This is a genomic window from Streptomyces sp. NPDC028368, from assembly GCF_055565615.1.
Genome location: NZ_JBVHTY010000003.1, coordinates 683,458 through 699,999, shown reverse-complemented (window position 1 = coordinate 699,999; position 16,542 = coordinate 683,458). Strand labels below are relative to the sequence as shown.

The 16,542-nt window shown below is 71.6% G+C and carries 10 protein-coding genes and 2 pseudogenes; 7 read left to right on the top strand and 5 right to left on the bottom strand.

The features are described from left to right. Positions 1-164: 164 nt before the first annotated feature. The 5 genes from ACZ4S3_RS10260 to ACZ4S3_RS10240 form a co-directional block, all read right to left on the bottom strand. Complete coding sequence (locus ACZ4S3_RS10260) at positions 165-614, bottom strand: hypothetical protein (RefSeq protein ID WP_467929569.1); 450 nt, start codon at positions 612-614, stop codon at positions 165-167. A gap of 137 nt (positions 615-751) precedes the next feature. Beyond that, positions 752-1,291 (bottom strand): ATP-binding protein, encoded by a 540-nt coding sequence (locus ACZ4S3_RS10255; RefSeq protein WP_467929567.1) that lies wholly within the window; start codon positions 1,289-1,291, stop codon positions 752-754. Positions 1,292-1,555: 264 nt separating this feature from the next. Next, on the bottom strand, positions 1,556-2,323 hold the full coding sequence (locus ACZ4S3_RS10250; RefSeq protein ID WP_467929562.1) for an enoyl-CoA hydratase/isomerase family protein: 768 nt from the start codon (positions 2,321-2,323) through the stop codon (positions 1,556-1,558). A gap of 84 nt (positions 2,324-2,407) precedes the next feature. Continuing rightward, the gene (locus ACZ4S3_RS10245; protein ID WP_467929557.1) at positions 2,408-3,649 is read right to left on the bottom strand and encodes a L,D-transpeptidase; all 1,242 of its coding nucleotides are present in this window, start codon (positions 3,647-3,649) and stop codon (positions 2,408-2,410) included. 175 nt (positions 3,650-3,824) lie between these two features. Then, on the bottom strand, positions 3,825-5,177 hold the full coding sequence (locus tag ACZ4S3_RS10240; protein ID WP_467929553.1) for a L,D-transpeptidase: 1,353 nt from the start codon (positions 5,175-5,177) through the stop codon (positions 3,825-3,827). Between the two features lie 255 nt (positions 5,178-5,432). Between ACZ4S3_RS10240 and glgX the strand changes: the two genes are divergently transcribed. The 7 genes and pseudogenes from glgX to ACZ4S3_RS10205 all read left to right on the top strand — a co-directional run bounded on the left by glgX (position 5,433) and on the right by ACZ4S3_RS10205 (position 16,516). Next, entirely contained in the window at positions 5,433-7,697 is a 2,265-nt protein-coding gene (gene glgX, locus ACZ4S3_RS10235; protein WP_467929549.1) for a glycogen debranching protein GlgX, read from the top strand. A gap of 201 nt (positions 7,698-7,898) precedes the next feature. Continuing rightward, positions 7,899-8,084, top strand: a pseudogene (locus ACZ4S3_RS10230) (hypothetical protein); the annotation flags it as partial. Then, positions 8,084-8,377: pseudogene (locus ACZ4S3_RS10225) on the top strand (ABC transporter ATP-binding protein); the annotation flags it as partial. The pseudogenes ACZ4S3_RS10230 and ACZ4S3_RS10225, both read left to right, overlap by 1 nt. Next, complete coding sequence (locus ACZ4S3_RS10220; protein WP_467929544.1) at positions 8,374-10,143, top strand: ABC transporter transmembrane domain-containing protein; 1,770 nt, start codon at positions 8,374-8,376, stop codon at positions 10,141-10,143. The pseudogene ACZ4S3_RS10225 and the gene ACZ4S3_RS10220, both read left to right, overlap by 4 nt. After that, positions 10,140-12,005: an ABC transporter ATP-binding protein gene (locus ACZ4S3_RS10215; RefSeq protein ID WP_467929540.1), complete on the top strand. Its 1,866-nt coding sequence runs from the start codon at positions 10,140-10,142 to the stop codon at positions 12,003-12,005. The genes ACZ4S3_RS10220 and ACZ4S3_RS10215 overlap by 4 nt, the downstream gene beginning before the upstream one ends. Positions 12,006-12,315: 310 nt before the next feature. After that, a complete protein-coding gene (locus ACZ4S3_RS10210) occupies positions 12,316-14,595 on the top strand; it encodes a M4 family metallopeptidase (RefSeq protein WP_467929537.1) in 2,280 nt (759 codons plus the stop codon). A 286-nt stretch (positions 14,596-14,881) separates the two neighbouring features. Beyond that, the gene (locus ACZ4S3_RS10205) at positions 14,882-16,516 is read left to right on the top strand and encodes a M4 family metallopeptidase (protein ID WP_467929533.1); all 1,635 of its coding nucleotides are present in this window, start codon (positions 14,882-14,884) and stop codon (positions 16,514-16,516) included. Positions 16,517-16,542: the final 26 nt, after the last annotated feature.

The window sequence follows — 16,542 nt, the reverse complement described above, 5'->3', positions numbered from 1 at the left end:
GGCCTAGGGCCTGTCGTTTGGATCAGGTCGGATCAGGGAGCGGGGTCTGGTGCGTGCAGCTGCAAGGCGGAGGATTGAGGCAACGCGGAGCATTGGTGATTGACGACAACGCCGCAGATGTGCGTGCCAGACCCCGCGAGCCCGACCTGATCCAAACGACAGGCCTAGATCCGCAGTACGAGGAGGAGCGCGGTGTGGTCGGTGGCGGGCGCGCTGCCGGTGGGCGGCCGGGCGAGCGCGAACTGCGCTGATGCGTCGACGCAGTGCGGCGCCGGGCCGGTGGCGGCGGGCGCAAGCGGCTCACCGCGGTGCGGGGTGGGCAGCGGGACGGACTCGTCGGGGCCGGGGGCGTGCTGGTTGGAGCAGCGCTTGGGGACGTCGGCGACGGCGAGGACGACGTCGGCGGCGGGTGCCTGGCCGGGTGCGGTCTCGCGCGGGTGGCCGGAGGGCGCCGCGTCGGCCGGGTGCGGGGCGGGTGCCGCGGCCGCGGTGGCCGCCCGGCCCGCCGACCAGGCCTGGTCGCCGCCGATCCGGCACAGCATCGGCCCGAAGGTGACCGCGAGGAGGAGCAGCAGGGTCATCGCCGACGACCGGCGCACACGGTCCATGTGCATATCCCCCTCCTCCGGCGATCCTGGCGCGCGAGCATGAACAGCCCATCCTACGGACCGCCGTGCGCTTACCGGCGTATGCGGGCCCCGGTGCCGTACCGGCGGGGCCCGTTGCCGTACCGGCGGGCCCCGGCCGCGGGTCAGCGGTCCATGACCCGCATCTCGAACCAGGTGGTCTTGCCGCGCGGCAGCAGATCCACGCCCCAGCGGTCGGAGAGCTTGTCGACGAGGAAGAGGCCGCGGCCGCTGGTGTCCATCTCCTGTACCGGCATCAGGCAGGGCAGTCCGCGGGACGGGTCGCGTACCTCGATCCGGATCCAGCCGCGGCGGCGCAGCATCCGCAGCCCGAAGCAGCGGGCGCCGGTGTGCCGTACGGCGTTGCCGACCAGCTCCGAGACGAGGAGGACGGCGTGCTCGGCGAGCTGCGGTGTGAGGGACCACTGCTTGAGGAGGACGCAGCCGGTCAGCCGCCGGGCGATGCGCGCGGACTGGGGGCGCGAGGGCAGCCGGACCTCGTCGAGCGTGGGGTCGCCGACCAGTTCGAGCCCGGACAGCGGACCGCCGGGAACCGGGGTCGGCGCCGCTCTGCCCGCTCCCGGGGTCCCCCAGCGTGCGGCGGCCGTCCCACTGCCCGGCCGCGGCTGCTCCATTCCTTCGAGGCCCGCCATGCACCCCATCATGGCTGCTACTTGGCGGTCACGTTGGGGGAACCGACGGAATCCGTTGCCCGGAATTGTAGGTTCCGTACCCCCTGCGGGACATATGCCAAAGGCAGTTAAGGTTCGGGTGCACCCCAACTGACCTGCGACGGCCCGTCGTGGACGGAAGATCGCCGGACGGGGTGGACAAGGTTGCCTTAAGCCCGGATTAAGTTTTCCGCAATTCGCCCACACGAGGCATTGCGTCCCGGCCAAACCCCACAGGCCCCGCCAACATCAGTCGTTTCAGCGGAACTTGGCCTTGCCCGGCCCCTCCTCGACAAAGCTGCGCATTCCCCTCTCCCGGTCCTCGGTCGCGAAGAGTCCCGCGAACCAGTTGCGTTCGATCGTCAGGCCGGTGTCGATGTCCGTTTCCAGGCCCGCGTCGACGGATTCCTTGGCGGCCCGCAGCGCGAGCGCCGGACCGGCCGCCAGCCGGGACGCCCAGGCGTGCGCCTGCTCGTAGACCTCGGCGGCGGGTACCACCCGGTCGACCAGGCCGATGGCGAGCGCCTCGTCGGCCTTGACGTGCCTCCCGGTGAAGATCAGGTCCTTGGCCTTGGACGGGCCCACCAGCCGGGCGAGGCGCTGGGTGCCGCCGGCGCCGGGGATCAGGCCGAGCAGGATCTCGGGCTGGCCGAGCTTGGCGCCCTCGGCCGCGATCCGGAAGTCGGCGCACAGCGCCAGCTCGCAGCCGCCGCCCAGCGCATAGCCGGTGACCGCGGCGACCACCGGCTTGGGAATCCGGGCCACGGCGGTGAACGCGTCCTGCAGGGCCTTGGAGCGGACCACCATGGCCGGGTGGTCCATGGCCTGCATCTCCTTGATGTCCGCACCGGCCGCGAACACCTTCTCGCCGCCCCAGATCACCACGGCGCGCACATCGTCGCGGCGGGTGGCCTCCTCGGCCAGCTCGCGCAGCCGGTCCTGGGTGGCGATGTCCAGTGCGTTCATCGGCGGGCGGTCCAGGCGGATGGTGCCGACGCCGTCGGCGACCTCAAGGTTCACAGTCATGAGGGGAAGGTTAGTACGCGTTAACGGCGGCGGGACCGGTGCGCTGTGTCACAGTGCACCGGTCCCGCCGCCGTGCTGCGCGCGCTACTGCCGGGCCTTCCACTTCTCCCAGGAAAGGTTCCAGTCGCTGAAGCCGTTGTCGGGCTGGATCGTTTCGTCGTGCGAGTTCTTGACGATCACCACATCGCCGATCCGGGAGTTGTTGAAGAACCAGGCCGCCGGGGTCGAGCTGTCCCCGCCGCCGCGCTGGTCGAACAGCCCCACACAGCCGTGGCTGGCGTTGCGGGTGCCGAACGTCGGCCTGCCGGACCAGTAGTTGCCGTGGATGAACGTGCCGGACGTGCTCAGCCGCATGGCGTGCGGCACGTCCTTGATGTCGTACTCGCCGCCGAAGCCGACGGTGTCGCCGTTCATCCGCGTCACCGGATGCTTCTCGCTGATCACCATCCGGCCGTTGTACGTCTCGGTGCCCGGCGCGCCGGAGGTGATCGGGATGGTCTTGATCTTCTTGCCGTCGCGGACCACGGTCATCATCTTCGACTTGGCGTCGACGGTGCTCACCTGGCTGCGGCCGATGGTGAACGAGACCTCCTTGGCCTGGGTGCCGTAGACACCGGGACGGCCTTCGACGCCGTTGAGGTCGAGCTTGAGGGTGATCTTGGTGCCGGCCGCCCAGTACTTCTCGGGGCGGAAGTCGAGGCGGTCGTTGCCGAACCAGTGGCCCTCGACCGGTACGGAGGGCTTCGCGGTGACCTTGATGGCGTCCTCGACGGCCTTGGGGTCGGTGATGCCGCGGGTGAAGCGGATCGAGACCGGCATCCCGACGCCGACCTGCTGGCCGTTCTCGGGGGTGTAGCGGCCGATGAAGGTGTTCTTGGGGACGAGGGTGGTGAACGTGGAGTGCTCGGCGGCCTCCCGGCCCCGGCCGTCCACCGCCACCGCGTCGACGGTGTACTCCGTCGAGGCGCCGAGGTGGCCGCTGGGCTGCCACCGGGCGCCGCCTGCGGATATCTTCCCGGCGACCTCATTTCCCTTGCCGTCCTTGACCTTGACGGACTTGAGACGGCCCTTCTCGGCGGTCACCTTCAGCGCGCCGCTGGTGGCGACGTCGTCCGCGCCGTCCTTGGGCGCAATCGTTACTGCGGCCTGCGAGGCGGCTTTGTCACCGCCCGCCTTGCCGGCCGGCTTCTTCCCGTCGGCTTCGTCGCCGCCGCAAGCGGTCACCAACAGCAGCATCGAGCCGAGCAACAGGGCGAGCGCACCGCCGCCCCTGTGTGGCCACCGCCGCCGGCGCGCCGGCTCCCCCGCATTCGGCTGCACATTCACGACTGGCCCCTTTTCCCCTCGCACGGCCCGCGGTCCCCCGCGCGCGGACGCGCCACGCGCTTGTCGTTAGATAACCACACCGTGGTGACGGTGAACTCCCCGCCGATGTCACCGTTCCGTTCCAAGTACGAGGGGGGTTGTGGCGGCTGCCGTACCGGCCCGTCGCGCCGCCGGATCAGTCCAGCGCGCTGCCGCGCTTCCACTGCTGCCACGTCATGTTCCAGCCGCCGAGACCGTTGTCCGGCGCGACGGTGTAGCTGCGGGAGGGGAGCCCGTGGGAAGCGCCGGCCAGGGAGTGGCGCACCTGCACGGTGTCGCCGACGATCGAGTGGCTGAACAGCCAGCCCGCCGGGGTGTGGGGGCCGCCGCCCTTGATGTCCTCGAGGCCCACGCAGCCGTGGCTGGTATTGGTGCCGCCGAAAATCTCCGGCCGCGCCCAGTAGTTGCCGTGCACAAAGGTCCCGGAACTGGTCAGACGCATCGCGTGCGGTACGTCCGCGATGTTGTACTCGCTGCCGAAGCCGACGGTGCGCCCGTTCATCCGGATCATCGAGCGGCGTTCCAGGATCACCATCTTCCCGTTGTAGGTGGGGTGCTCGGCGTCGCCCGCGGTGACCGGGAAGGCGGTCAGCTCCCGGCCGTCCTGGTACACCGTCAGCGTGTGCCGGGCGGCGTCGACGACGCTGATCTGGTCCCGGCCGACGTGGTAGTGGATCGTCTTGCGCTGCGTCCCGTACGTGTCCGGCCCGGCCTTCAGGCCCCGCAGGCGCAGGGCGATGGAGATGTCGGTGCCCGGCTTCCAGCGTTCGCGCGGGCGGAAGTCCAGCCTCCGGTTGCCGAACCAGTGGGGGGCGATCTCGGTGCCGGGGGCGGCGGTGACCGTGACGGCGCGTTCGACGGCCGCGCGGTCGGGGATCGGCCGGTTGAACTCCAGCGAGACGATCAGGCCGGTGCCGACGGTGGTGTTGTCCTCGGGCGAGAAGAAGCCGGCGAAGCGGCGGGGCGCGGAGGTGGTGAAGGTGGTGTGGCGGGCGGAGCGGTGGCCGTCGCCGTCCAGGGCCACCGCGTCGACGGTGTACCGGGAGCCGGGTGCGAGCGCGCCGGCCGCCGGGCGCCAGGTCAGCCCGTCCGGCGAGATCCGGCCGGCGACCGGCTCCCGGCCGGCGTCCCCGGCCCGTCGGACCTCGACCCGCTCCAGCCGCCCGGCCGGCACCCGTACCTCGAACCGGCCGCCGGCCCGTACGCCGTGCGCGCCGTCGCGCGGGACGACCCGGATCGCCTCCTGCGGGGAGGGCGAATCGCCCCCGCCGGTCTCGTCCGAGGAGGTGCAGCCGAGGGGCAGCACCGTGCCCGCCAGCGCGGCCAGGACGGCGAGGACGGTACGCGGGCGGCGCCCCCGGTGGCGCACTCGGCCGCGTACCGGGTCGTTGGCCGGGTCGTTGGCCGGATCGTTGGCCGGATCGTTGGCCGGATCGTTGGCCGGGCCCCCGGCCGGGTCCTTCACTGAGCGCTTCTCACCGCCGGTCATGTACCGAATTGTGGCGGATGAGGGGAGGGGCGATCGGCAATGTCATGTCTCGGAATGTCATGCCGTACAAGGTCACGGTGAGTTCAGCGCACGCCTAAGCCGACGGGAAACGTGAGGCAACGCCCGGTTGCGGGCAGAACAACGGGGAGGGCGGAGACGTGGACGCACGGCCGGGGCTCCCCCAGCTCACGCTGGAAGGTACCCCCATGCACGGGCCGCCGCCCGACCGAGCCATGAGCCGCAGGAGGCCGGCACGTGTCGAGCGCACCCGAGCAGGAGGCGGTCGAGGACGGACCACTCGCCCCGCCCGCCGCTGTCCGCCCCGGCAGCCCCACACCCCTCGGGGCCCGTTACCGCACCGGACCCGACGGCGTCGCCGGCACCAACTTCGCCCTGTGGGCGGGCGGCGCCGAGGCCGTGGAGGTCTGTCTCTTCGACGAGGAGGACCAGGAGACGCGCCATCCGCTGACCGAACTGACCCATGAGATCTGGCACGGTTTCCTGCCCGGCATACACCCGGGACAGCGCTACGGCTACCGGGTGCACGGCCGCTGGGACCCATGGACCGGCGCCCGCTGGAATCCGGCCAAGCTGCTGCTCGACCCCTACGCCCGCGCCGTGGACGGCGACTTCGGCACCTGTACGGAGCGGGGATCCGCCGGGCCCGCCCTGCCCGCCCAGATCTACGGCCACGTCCGCGACTGGCCACAGCAGCAGATCGCCGACACGGTGCGCGACGACCGCGATTCGGCACCGTACGTCCCCAAGGGCGTGGTGGTCGGCGACGACACCGGGGGCTGTTCCGGCGACGGCGCCGACGACGAATGGCGCGACGACCGGCGGCCCAAGACACCCTGGCCGGATTCCGTCCTCTACGAACTGCACGTGCGCGGCTTCACCATGCGGCACCCGGGCATCCCGGAGCGGCTGCGCGGCACCTACGCGGGGCTCGCCCATCCCGCCGCGCTGGAGCATCTCGTACGGCTCGGGGTCACCGCCGTCGAGCTGCTGCCGGTCCACCAGTTCGCGCACGAGGACCATCTGGTGCGCCGGGGGCTGCGCAACTACTGGGGCTACAACTCCATCGGCTACTTCGCGCCGCACGCCGGATACGCCGCCACCGGGACCCGCGGCCAGCAGGTCGGCGAATTCAAGCGCATGGTGCGGGCGCTGCACGACGCCGGGATCGAGGTCATCCTGGACGTCGTCTACAACCACACCGCGGAGGCCGGCGAGCTGGGCCCGACCCTCTGTCTGCGGGGCGTGGACAACCGCGGCTACTACCGCCTGGCGGGCGACGCCCGCCGCTACGCCGACTACACCGGCTGCGGCAACACCCTGCACGTCGTCCAGCCCAACGTCCTGCGCCTGATCACCGATTCGCTGCGGTACTGGGTCACCGAGATGGGCGTGGACGGCTTCCGCTTCGACCTGGCCGCCGCGCTGGCCCGCTCCATGCACGACGTGGACATGCTCTCCCCGTTCCTCGCCGTGATCGCGCAGGACCCGGTGCTGCGCCGCGTCAAACTGATCGCCGAACCCTGGGACGTCGGCTCCGGCGGCTATCAGGTCGGCGCCTTCCCACCCCTGTGGACGGAGTGGAACGACCGCTACCGCGATACCGTCCGCGACTTCTGGCGCGGCGCCCAGCGCGACGTCCGCGACCTCGGCTACCGCCTCTCCGGCTCCAGCGACCTCTACGCCTGGGGCGGCCGCCGCCCGTACGCCTCGGTCAACTTCATCACCGCCCACGACGGCTTCACCCTGCGCGATCTGGTCACCTACGAGCACAAGCGCAACGGGGACAACGGCGAGGGCAACCGCGACGGCACCCACGACAACCGGGCCTGGAACTGCGGCACCGAGGGCGAGAGCGACGACCCGGCCGTCACCGCGCTGCGCCACCGCCAGCTTCGCAACTTCCTCACCACGCTCCTGCTGTCCACCGGCGTCCCGATGCTGGTCGCGGGCGATGAGATGGGCCGCACCCAGCACGGCAACAACAACGCCTACTGCCAGGACAATGCGACCAGTTGGCTCGACTGGTCGCTGCTCGACGACCCGCACTGGCGGCGGCTGGCCGACCTCGCCGCCCGCCTCATCGCGCTGCGCCGCGCCCACCCCGTACTGCGCCGCCGGGCCTTCTTCTCCGGGCGGCCACAGGGACGGGACGGGCTGCGCGACCTCGCCTGGTTCACCGTCGACGGCACGGAAATGACCGAACAGGACTGGTACGCCCCGGGGGCCACCCTGGGCATGTACCTCTCGGGCAACGACATTTCGCAGCGCGATGCGCAGGGCGTCCGCATCGTCGACGACAGCTTCCTCGCGGTCCTGCACGCGGACGCCCGGCCCCGGCCGGTCGTCCTCCCCGGCCCGCCCTGGGCACAGTCGTACGAACTCCTCGTCGACACCGCACGGGCGGAGCAGCCGGGCCCGGCACAGCCGCCGTACCCGGCCGGGAGCACGGTCGAACTGCCCGCGCGCTCGGTGAGTCTGTTCCGGGTGATCGCGGGATAACGGACCACGGCCGGCAGCGCCGGTATCCGGTACGGCACCGCGAGAGAGCGGCGTCGCGGGAGACGGAAAACCCATGAGCATTGTCAGTGGTGCGCCTTACGCTCGCGAGTGTGGCCCCTACCGCTACCGCACGGACGACGCCCGGACCGCCCCCGACCCCGACCGGTTCAGCCGCCGCGCCGGCGCTCCGCGGTGCGCTCGCTGCTGCGGCTGTGGCCGTTCGTCCGTCCGGTGCGGGCGCAGGTTCTTCACGGCCGCGCCTTCCACGACCTCTGGGCCTCCGGCCAGCTGCTCTCGCGCGGCACGACGGACCTGTCCCTGCTGCGCCTCTTCCCCGCCTTCCCGCTGACGTTCGTGCTGGTCAACTGCACGACCATCGTGGTGGGCCGGTCGGTTTCGCGCGGGCCCTGCTCGCCGACCCGTCCGTCCTCATCCTGGACGAGGCCACCAGCTGCCTGGACATACCCGGCGAGCGGGCGGTACAGCGCGCCATGGACACCGTGCTCCGCGGCCGTACGGCCGTGGGGATCGCCCACCGCCTGTCCACGGTCGACATCGCCGACCGCGTCCTGGTCATGGCCGACGGCCGGATAGCCGAGGACGGCCCGCCCGGCGAACTGACAGCCGGCCGCGGCCCTTTCGCGGAGCTGCATCGCGCCTGGCGGGAGAGCGTGCGATGAGCCGTGCCGACCGGCCACGGGCGGAGGGCGCGACCGGACCGCTGCCCGGTCCGCCCGGCTCCGCCGGACGGTATCTCTGGTGGCTGGTTGCCCGTCAGCGGTGGCGCGTCGCGGCCGGGGCGTCGTTCGGGAGTCTGTGGATGGTGGGGCTGATGCTGCCGCCGTATGTGCTGTCGCGGGCCATCGACGAGGGGCTGGCGCCGGGACGGATGGGGGTGCTGGCCGGGTGGGCCGGGGTGCTGCTGGCCGTCGGGGCGGGCAACGCCTGGCTGGCGATCATGCGACACCGGACCATGACCAGGATCCGGATGGACGCCACCTTCCGTACGGTGCGGGTCATCGTGGCCCACACCCTGCGGCTGGGGGCCGCGTTGCCGCGCAAGGTGACGGCCGGGGAGGTCGTCACGATCGGGATCGGCGATGTCGCGGTGATCAGCCAGACGCTGACGATCACCGGCCCCGGCGTCGGCGCGGTCCTGGCGTACGTCGTCGTCGCCGTACTGCTGCTGTCGGTCTCCCCGCTGCTCGCCGTCGTGGTTCTGCTGGGCGTTCCCCTGCTCGCCGTGCTGGTCGGGCCGCTGCTGGGCCGGTTGCAGGGGGCGGAGACGCGGTACCGCGAGCGGCAGAGCGGGCTGGCGGCCCGGCTGACCGACGTGGCCGGCGGGCTGCGGGTGCTCAACGGCCTGGGCGGCAAGGACGTATTCGCCGACCGCTACCGGCGCGATTCGCAGGCGTTGCGGGCCGAGGGGTACCGGGTCGGGGCGGTGACGAGCTGGATCCAGGCGCTGGGGGCCGGCCTGCCCACGCTGTTCCTTGCCGCGGTGACCTGGATCGCGGCGAGGATGGCGGCTCAAGGGGCCATCACCGTGGGCGAGCTGGTGGCCGTGTACGGGTATGCGGCGGCGTTGGTGGTGCCGGTGTCGTTCTTCATCGAGGGGGGCTACGACCTCACGCGGGGGCTGGTCGCCGCCCGGCGGGTGGTGGGGCTTCTGGGGCTGGAGGCGGGGCCGGAGGGCGAGGCCGGCGGGTCCGGTGCCGTGCCGGCGCCGGAGGCGGCGGCCGTCCTGCGGGATCCCGACTCCGGCGTCGAGGTGCTGCCCGGGGCGATGACCGCACTCGCCTGCGCCCGGCCGCAGGAGTCGGCGGCGGTGGTCGACCGCCTCGGCCGGTTCGCGGACTCGGCGGCCACCTGGGGCGCCGTACGCCTCGATGCCCTGCCCCTGGCATGGGTACGGGACCGGATCCTGGTCGCGGACAACGAAGCGGATCTGTTCGCCGGGACTCTCCGGGAGGTCGTCTCGGGCCGGCGCGAGCGGGACGCGGCAACCGTGGAGCGGGCCCTGCGGGCGGCCATGGCGCAGGACATCGTGCGTGGGCTGCCGGAGGGGCTGGACGCGGCGGTCGCGGCGCAGGGCCGCAGTCTCTCCGGCGGGCAGCGGCAGCGCATCCGCCTGGTGCGGGCGCTGCTGGCCGACCCGGAGGTGCTGCTCGCGGTCGAACCGACCTCGGCGGTCGACGCGCACACCGAGGCGGCCATCGCGGCCCGGCTGCACGCCGCCCGCGCCGGCCGGACGACCGTCGTCACGAGCACCTCACCGCTGCTGCTGGACCGGGCGGACACCGTGTACTACCTGGTCGGAGGGCGGGTCGCGGCCGTCGGCAGCCATCGTGAACTGCTGGCGGGGGAGGCGGGCTACCGCCGCCTGGTCTCCCGCGGCGAGGACGAGCCCGCGGATGCGGGCGCGGCCGGCGGAGGTGCCCGGTGACCGCGCCGCGGCCCGCGTCCGCCGCCGCTGCGCACGACGGCACGCTGCCGGTGGCCGACCGGGCCACGACCCGGCGGGCGGCGCTCCGGCTGATCCGGCTCGACGGGCGCGCCTTCGCCGCCGTGCTCGCCCTGAACGTCCTGGCCGCCGGCGCCGGGCTGGCCGGCCCCTGGCTGCTGGGCCGGATCGTCGACGCGGTGCGCGCCGGCGGCGGCGTAGGGACCGTGGACCGGCCGGCGCTCGTCCTCCTGCTGTGTGCGGCGGCGCAGCTGCTGCTGGCCCGGTACGCGCGGTATGTCGGGCACCGCTTCGGCGAGCGGACCCTGGCGCGGGTCCGTGAACAGTTCGTCGACCGGGCGCTGGCGCTGCCCGCTGCGGCCGTGGAGCGGGCGGGTACGGGCGATCTGGCGACCCGTGGCACGACGGATGTGGAGAAGGTCGGTACGACGCTGCGGGATGCCGCGCCGGAGATCTTCATCGCCGCCGTACAGGCGCTGTTCGTCCTGGGGGCGGTGGTGGTGCTGGATCCTCGGCTCGGGGCGTGCGGGGCGGGGCTGCTGGGGTGTCTGTTCGCCGTGCGGTGGTATCTGCGCCGGGCGCACACCGCGTATCTGGCCGAGGGCGCGGCCCATTCGGCGCTCGCCGAGCTGCTCGCCGCCACGGCGGCCGGTGCGCGCACCGTCGAGGCCCTCGGGCTGCAGGAGAGCCGGACGGCGGCGAGCGAGGCGGCGATCGGGCGCTGCCGCCGCACCCGCCTGCGCACGCTGTTCCTGCGCAGCGTGCTCTTCCCGGCGGTGGATGTCTCCTACGGCGTCCCGGTGGCCGCCGTACTGCTGGTGGGTGCGGTGCTGCACGCGCAGGGGACGATGAGTGTGGGGGTGGTCGTCTCGGCGGCGCTGTATCTGCGGCAGCTGTCCGCGCCGCTGGATGTGATGCTGCTGTGGGTCGAGCAGGTGCAGAGCAGCGGGGCCGCGTTCGCCCGGGTGGAGGGCGCCGCCCAGGCGCCACGGGCACGCATGGCCGCCCCGATTCCCCGGCCGACCCCCTCCCCCTCCCCCTCGCCCTCCCCCTCCTCCTCTCCCCCCGTCTCCTCCCCCGTCCCCGTGGACGACCGGATCGACGTCTCCGCCGTGCACTACGCGTACGACCACGCCCCCGGTGAGCGCTCCCGCGACGTTCTGCGCGGCGTGGACCTCACCATCCGTCCCGGCGAGCGGATCGCGCTGGTCGGCCCCTCCGGCGCCGGGAAGTCCACCCTCGGCCGGCTGCTCGCGGGGATCGATGCGCCGCGCACCGGCTCGGTGACGGTCGGGCGGGTGCCGGTCGCCGATCTGGACCCGGCGGTGCTGCGCCGCCAGGTCGTGCTGGTCACCCAGGAGCACCATGTGTTCCTGGGCACCGTCCGGGACAATCTGCGGATCGCCGCGCCCGCCGCCGGGGATGCCGAGCTGAATGCCGCGCTGGCGGCCGTCGGTGCCGGGTGGGTGGGCGGTCTGCCGGCCGGGCTGGACACCGAGATGGGACCCGGCGGCCACCGTCCCGACGGCGCGCAGTCGCAGCAACTGGCCCTGGCACGCGTGGTGTTGGCGGATCCGCACACCCTGATCCTGGACGAGGCGACGGCGCTGCTGGATCCCCGTACGGCGCGGCATACGGAACGGGCGCTGGCCGCCGTCCTGGAGGGCCGTACGGTCATCGCCATCGCGCACCGGCTGCACACCGCGCACGACGCGGACCGGGTGGCCGTCATGGAGGACGGCCGGCTGGCCGAACTCGGCACGCATGACGAGCTGGTGGCGGCCGACGGCGCCTATGCGGCGCTGTGGCATTCCTGGCACGGCGAGCATCCCGCCGGTTCCTGACGTCCTGTCCGGCTTCCGGACGCCGATTCCGCCCAACGGACGTTTTCCGGCCAATTACTTGAACGGAGCCTGACAACTGCCCGTCTCCGGTGGGACTCTTCCCCGCAACCGCCGCACGGGCCCCCACAGCCCCATCCCGGCGGCAGCCCGCACCACCGGCACCTCGAGCACAACCAGCACCTCAAGCACATTCGTACGTCTCCCCCCACACGCTCCATGTGTTCTGCCTCGCTCTGCCCGGACGGCCGCTCCGCCGCCCGGTCCCCCTCGGCCGCACCGTCACGTCGCGGCCACCGCAGAAGGAGTCAGTGTGAGACGCACCCCCCATAGACGCGCCGTTGCGACCGGCGCACTGGTCGCCGTCACGGCGATGCTGGCCGTCGGCGTTCAGGCCGGCACCGGCACGGCGGCCGCCCCGCGGCCGGGCACCGCGCATGCCGCGCCCGACCCCGGCGCACTGCCGGCCAAGCTGTCCCCGTCCCAGCGTGCGGAGCTGATACGGCAGGCCCGCGCCACCACCGCGCGCACCGCCGAGCGGCTCAAGCTCGGCGCGCAGGAGAAGCTGGTCGTCAAGGACGTCTCGAAGGATGCCGACGGCACGGTCCACACCCGCTACGAGCGCACCTACGCCGGACTGCCCGTCCTCGGCGGTGACCTCGTGGTGCACGAGAGCAAGGCCGGCGCGCTCAAGGGCGTCACCAAGGCCGTGCGCTCGCAGCTCAAGGTCGCGAGCACCACGGCGAAGGTGACGCCGGCGGCGGCCGCGGCGAAGGCCGTCAAGTCGGCGCAGGCGCTGGGGTCGAAGAAGACCGCGCCCGCCACGACACCGCGCAAAGTGGTCTGGGTCGCCGACGGCAAGCCGGTCCTCGCGTACGAGACGGTGGTCGGCGGGCTGCAGGACGACGGCACGCCCAACCAGCTGCACGTCATTACGGACGCCACGACCGGCGCCAGGATCTTCCAGTACCAGGGGATCGAGAACGGCGTCGGCAACAGCGAGTACAGCGGCAAGGTCACCATCGGGACGTCGGGGTCGGCCCCCAGCTTCTCGATGACGGACCCCACCCGCGGCAACCACAAGACCTACGACCTCAAGCACGGGTCCTCCGGGACGGGCACGCTCTTCACCGACGCGGACGACACCTGGGGCGACGGTACGCCGCAGAACGCCCAGACCGCCGGCGTGGATGCCGCCTACGGCGCGCAGGAGACCTGGGACTACTACAAGAACGTGCACGGCCGCAGCGGCATCCGCGGTGACGGCGTCGGCGCCTACTCCCGCGTCCACTACGGCAACAGCTACGTCAACGCCTTCTGGGACGACGGCTGCTTCTGCATGACGTACGGCGACGGCAGCGGCAACGCCGCCCCGCTGACCGCCATCGACGTGGCCGGCCACGAGATGTCGCACGGCGTCACCTCCAACACCGCGGGCCTGGAGTACAGCGGCGAGTCCGGCGGCCTCAACGAGGCGACCTCGGACATCTTCGGTACGGCGGTGGAGTTCTACGCCAACAACGCCGCCGACCCCGGTGACTACCTCATCGGCGAGAAGATCGACATCAACGGCGACGGCACGCCGCTGCGCTACATGGACAAGCCCAGCAAGGACGGCGGCTCGGCCGACTACTGGTCCAGCGACGTCGGCAACAAGGACGTCCACTACTCCTCCGGTGTCGCCAACCACTTCTTCTACCTGCTGTCCGAGGGCAGCGGCCCGAAGGACATCGGCGGCGTCCACTACGACAGCCCGACCTTCGACAATCTGCCGGTCCCGGGCATCGGCCGGGCCAACGCCGAGAAGGTGTGGTTCAAGGCACTCAGCCAGTACATGAGCGCCAACACCAACTACGCGGCCGCCCGCACCGCCACCCTGCAGGCCGCGGCGGACCTCTTCGGCCAGGGCAGCGCGTCGTACAACACGGTCGCCAACACCTGGGCGGCGGTCAACGTCGGCTCCCGCGTCCCGGACGGCGGCGGGGTCACCGTCACCAACCCGGGCAACCAGACCAGCACCGTGGGCCAGGCGGCGAGCCTGCAGATCAAGGCCACCAGCGGGACGGCGGGCGCACTGTCGTACGCGGCGAGCGGACTGCCCGCCGGGCTGTCCCTCAACGCGAGCACCGGTCTGATCTCCGGTACTCCGACCACCGCCGGGACCGGCAATGTCACGGTGACGGTTACCGACTCCGCGAAGAAGACCGGCACCACCGCCTTCACCTGGACGGTCAACCCGGCCGGCGGCGGCAATGTCTTCGAGAACGCCGACGATGTGCAGATCCCGGACGCGGGCGCGGCGGTCACCTCACCGATCACCGTCAGCCGCAGCGGCAATGCGCCGAGCACGCTGAAGGTCGCGGTGGACATCGTCCACTCCTACCGCGGTGACCTGGTCATCGATCTGATCGCGCCGGACGGTACGACGTACCGGCTGAAGAACTCCAGCGCGCTCGACTCGGCGGCCAACGTCAAGACGACCTACACCGTCAACGCCTCCTCGAAGGCGGCGAGCGGCACCTGGAAGCTGCGGGTCCAGGATGTCTACGCGCAGGACTCGGGCTACATCAACGGCTGGAAGCTCACTTTCTGACGCCGTTGCGGCACCGAAGCGTCACCTTCGTATGCGAGAGGCAGTGCGGTGACCGGCTCTCACGGTAACTGACCTGCCGAGAAAGCGAGTTGGGCGTCGTTCCCGGATCTTCGGGGGCGGCGCCCCTTTCCGTTATACGAACAGCGGTCCTCTCTCTACGGACGATTTTCAGCCAACCTTTTAACATCCTCCTGACATGCACGCGTTCGAATGGCAGTCTTCCCGACGCACGTCACACCCGCATCGCTTTGCACCCCCACCACTTGGCAAAGTTGAAGGAGCACGCGTGACCCCCCGCATATCTCGTAAGACCCGTGTGACCGGTACCGCCATCGCCGCCGCGGCCCTGCTGGCCGCCGGCATCACCGTCGGTACCGCCGGCGCCTCGACGGCGCCGCAGCCCAAGGCACTGGGCGGCCAGCCGCAGATCCTGAGCGCCTCGCACCGCGCCGAGCTGCTGCGTGACGCGGCCGCCACCAAGGCACAGACCGCCGCGTCGCTCGGCCTCGGTTCGCAGGAGAAGCTGGTCGTCAAGGACGTCATCAAGGACGCCAACGGCACCACGCACACCCGCTACGAGCGCACCTATGCCGGACTGCCGGTCCTCGGCGGCGACATGGTCGTGCACACCGCCAAGGGCGGCGCGATCAAGAGCACCACCAAGTCCACCGAGAAGACCATCAAGGTCGCCTCCACCACGGCGAAGATCGCCCCCTCTGTCGCGCAGAAGTCGGCGCAGGGCGTGGCGGCCAAGACCATCGGCGCGAAGTCGGCCACCACCAAGACCGCCCGCAAGGTCGTCTGGGCCGCCTCCGGCAGCCCCGTCCTCGCGTACGACACCGTCGTCTCCAGCGTCAAGAAGGACGGCACGCCCAGCCGGCTGCACGTCATCACCGACGCCAACAGCGGCAAGAAGCTCTTCCAGTACGACGAGATCCACACCGGCAAGGGCGAGAGCGAGTTCAGCGGCAGCGTCGAGCTCGGCACCAAGAAGGACGGCAGCAAGTTCACGCTGACCGATGACGGGCGCGGTGGCCACAAGACCACCAACCTCAAGAACAGCGAGAGCGGCGACGGCGAGCCGTTCACGGACGACGACGACAACTGGGGCACCGGCAAGCCCGACGACCCGCAGACCGCGGCCGTCGACGCGCACTACGGCGCGGCCGAGACCTGGGACTACTACAAGACCGTGCACGGCCGCGCCGGCATCAAGGGCGACGGCAAGGGTGCCTCCTCGCGCGTCCACTACGGCAACAGCTACGTCAACGCCTTCTGGGACGACAGCTGCTTCTGCATGACCTACGGCGACGGCCAGGACAACAAGGCCCCGCTGACCGCCCTGGACGTCGCGGCGCACGAGATGTCGCACGGTGTCACCTCGGCCACCGCCAACCTCACCTACAGCGGCGAGTCCGGCGGTCTGAACGAGGGCACCTCGGACATCTTCGGCACCTCGGTCGAGTTCTACGCCAAGAACGACAAGGACCCGGGCGACTACCTCATCGGCGAGAAGATCAACATCAACGGCGACGGCACCCCGCTGCGCTACATGGACAAGCCGTCCAAGGACGGCCAGTCGAAGGACTTCTGGGACTCCGAGACCGGTGGCCTGGACCCGCACTACTCCTCGGGTGTCGCCAACCACTTCTTCTACCTGCTGTCCGAGGGCAGCGGCCCGAAGGAGATCGGTGGCGTCAAGTACGACAGCCCGACGGCCGACGGCTCCAAGGTCGCCGGCATCGGCCGGGACAAGGCCGAGAAGATCTGGTTCAAGGCCCTGACCGAGTACATGACCTCGAACACCGACTACAAGGCCGCCCGTGAGGCGACCGTCAAGGCCGCCACCGACCTCTACGGCAAGGACAGCGCCGAGGTCAAGGGCGTCGAGTCCGCGTGGGTCGGCGTCGCGGTCAAGTAACACGTAGGTCGCATACGCCGAACAGG

Coding starts and splice junctions, on each gene's coding strand:
- ACZ4S3_RS10260 (WP_467929569.1), bottom strand. CDS start 614: ATGCACATGGACCGTGTGCGCCGGTCGTCGGCGATGACCCTGCTGCTC.
- ACZ4S3_RS10255 (WP_467929567.1), bottom strand. CDS start 1,291: ATGATGGGGTGCATGGCGGGCCTCGAAGGAATGGAGCAGCCGCGGCCG.
- ACZ4S3_RS10250 (WP_467929562.1), bottom strand. CDS start 2,323: ATGACTGTGAACCTTGAGGTCGCCGACGGCGTCGGCACCATCCGCCTG.
- ACZ4S3_RS10240 (WP_467929553.1), bottom strand. CDS start 5,177: ATGACCGGCGGTGAGAAGCGCTCAGTGAAGGACCCGGCCGGGGGCCCG.
- ACZ4S3_RS10220 (WP_467929544.1), top strand. CDS start 8,374: ATGAGCCGTGCCGACCGGCCACGGGCGGAGGGCGCGACCGGACCGCTG.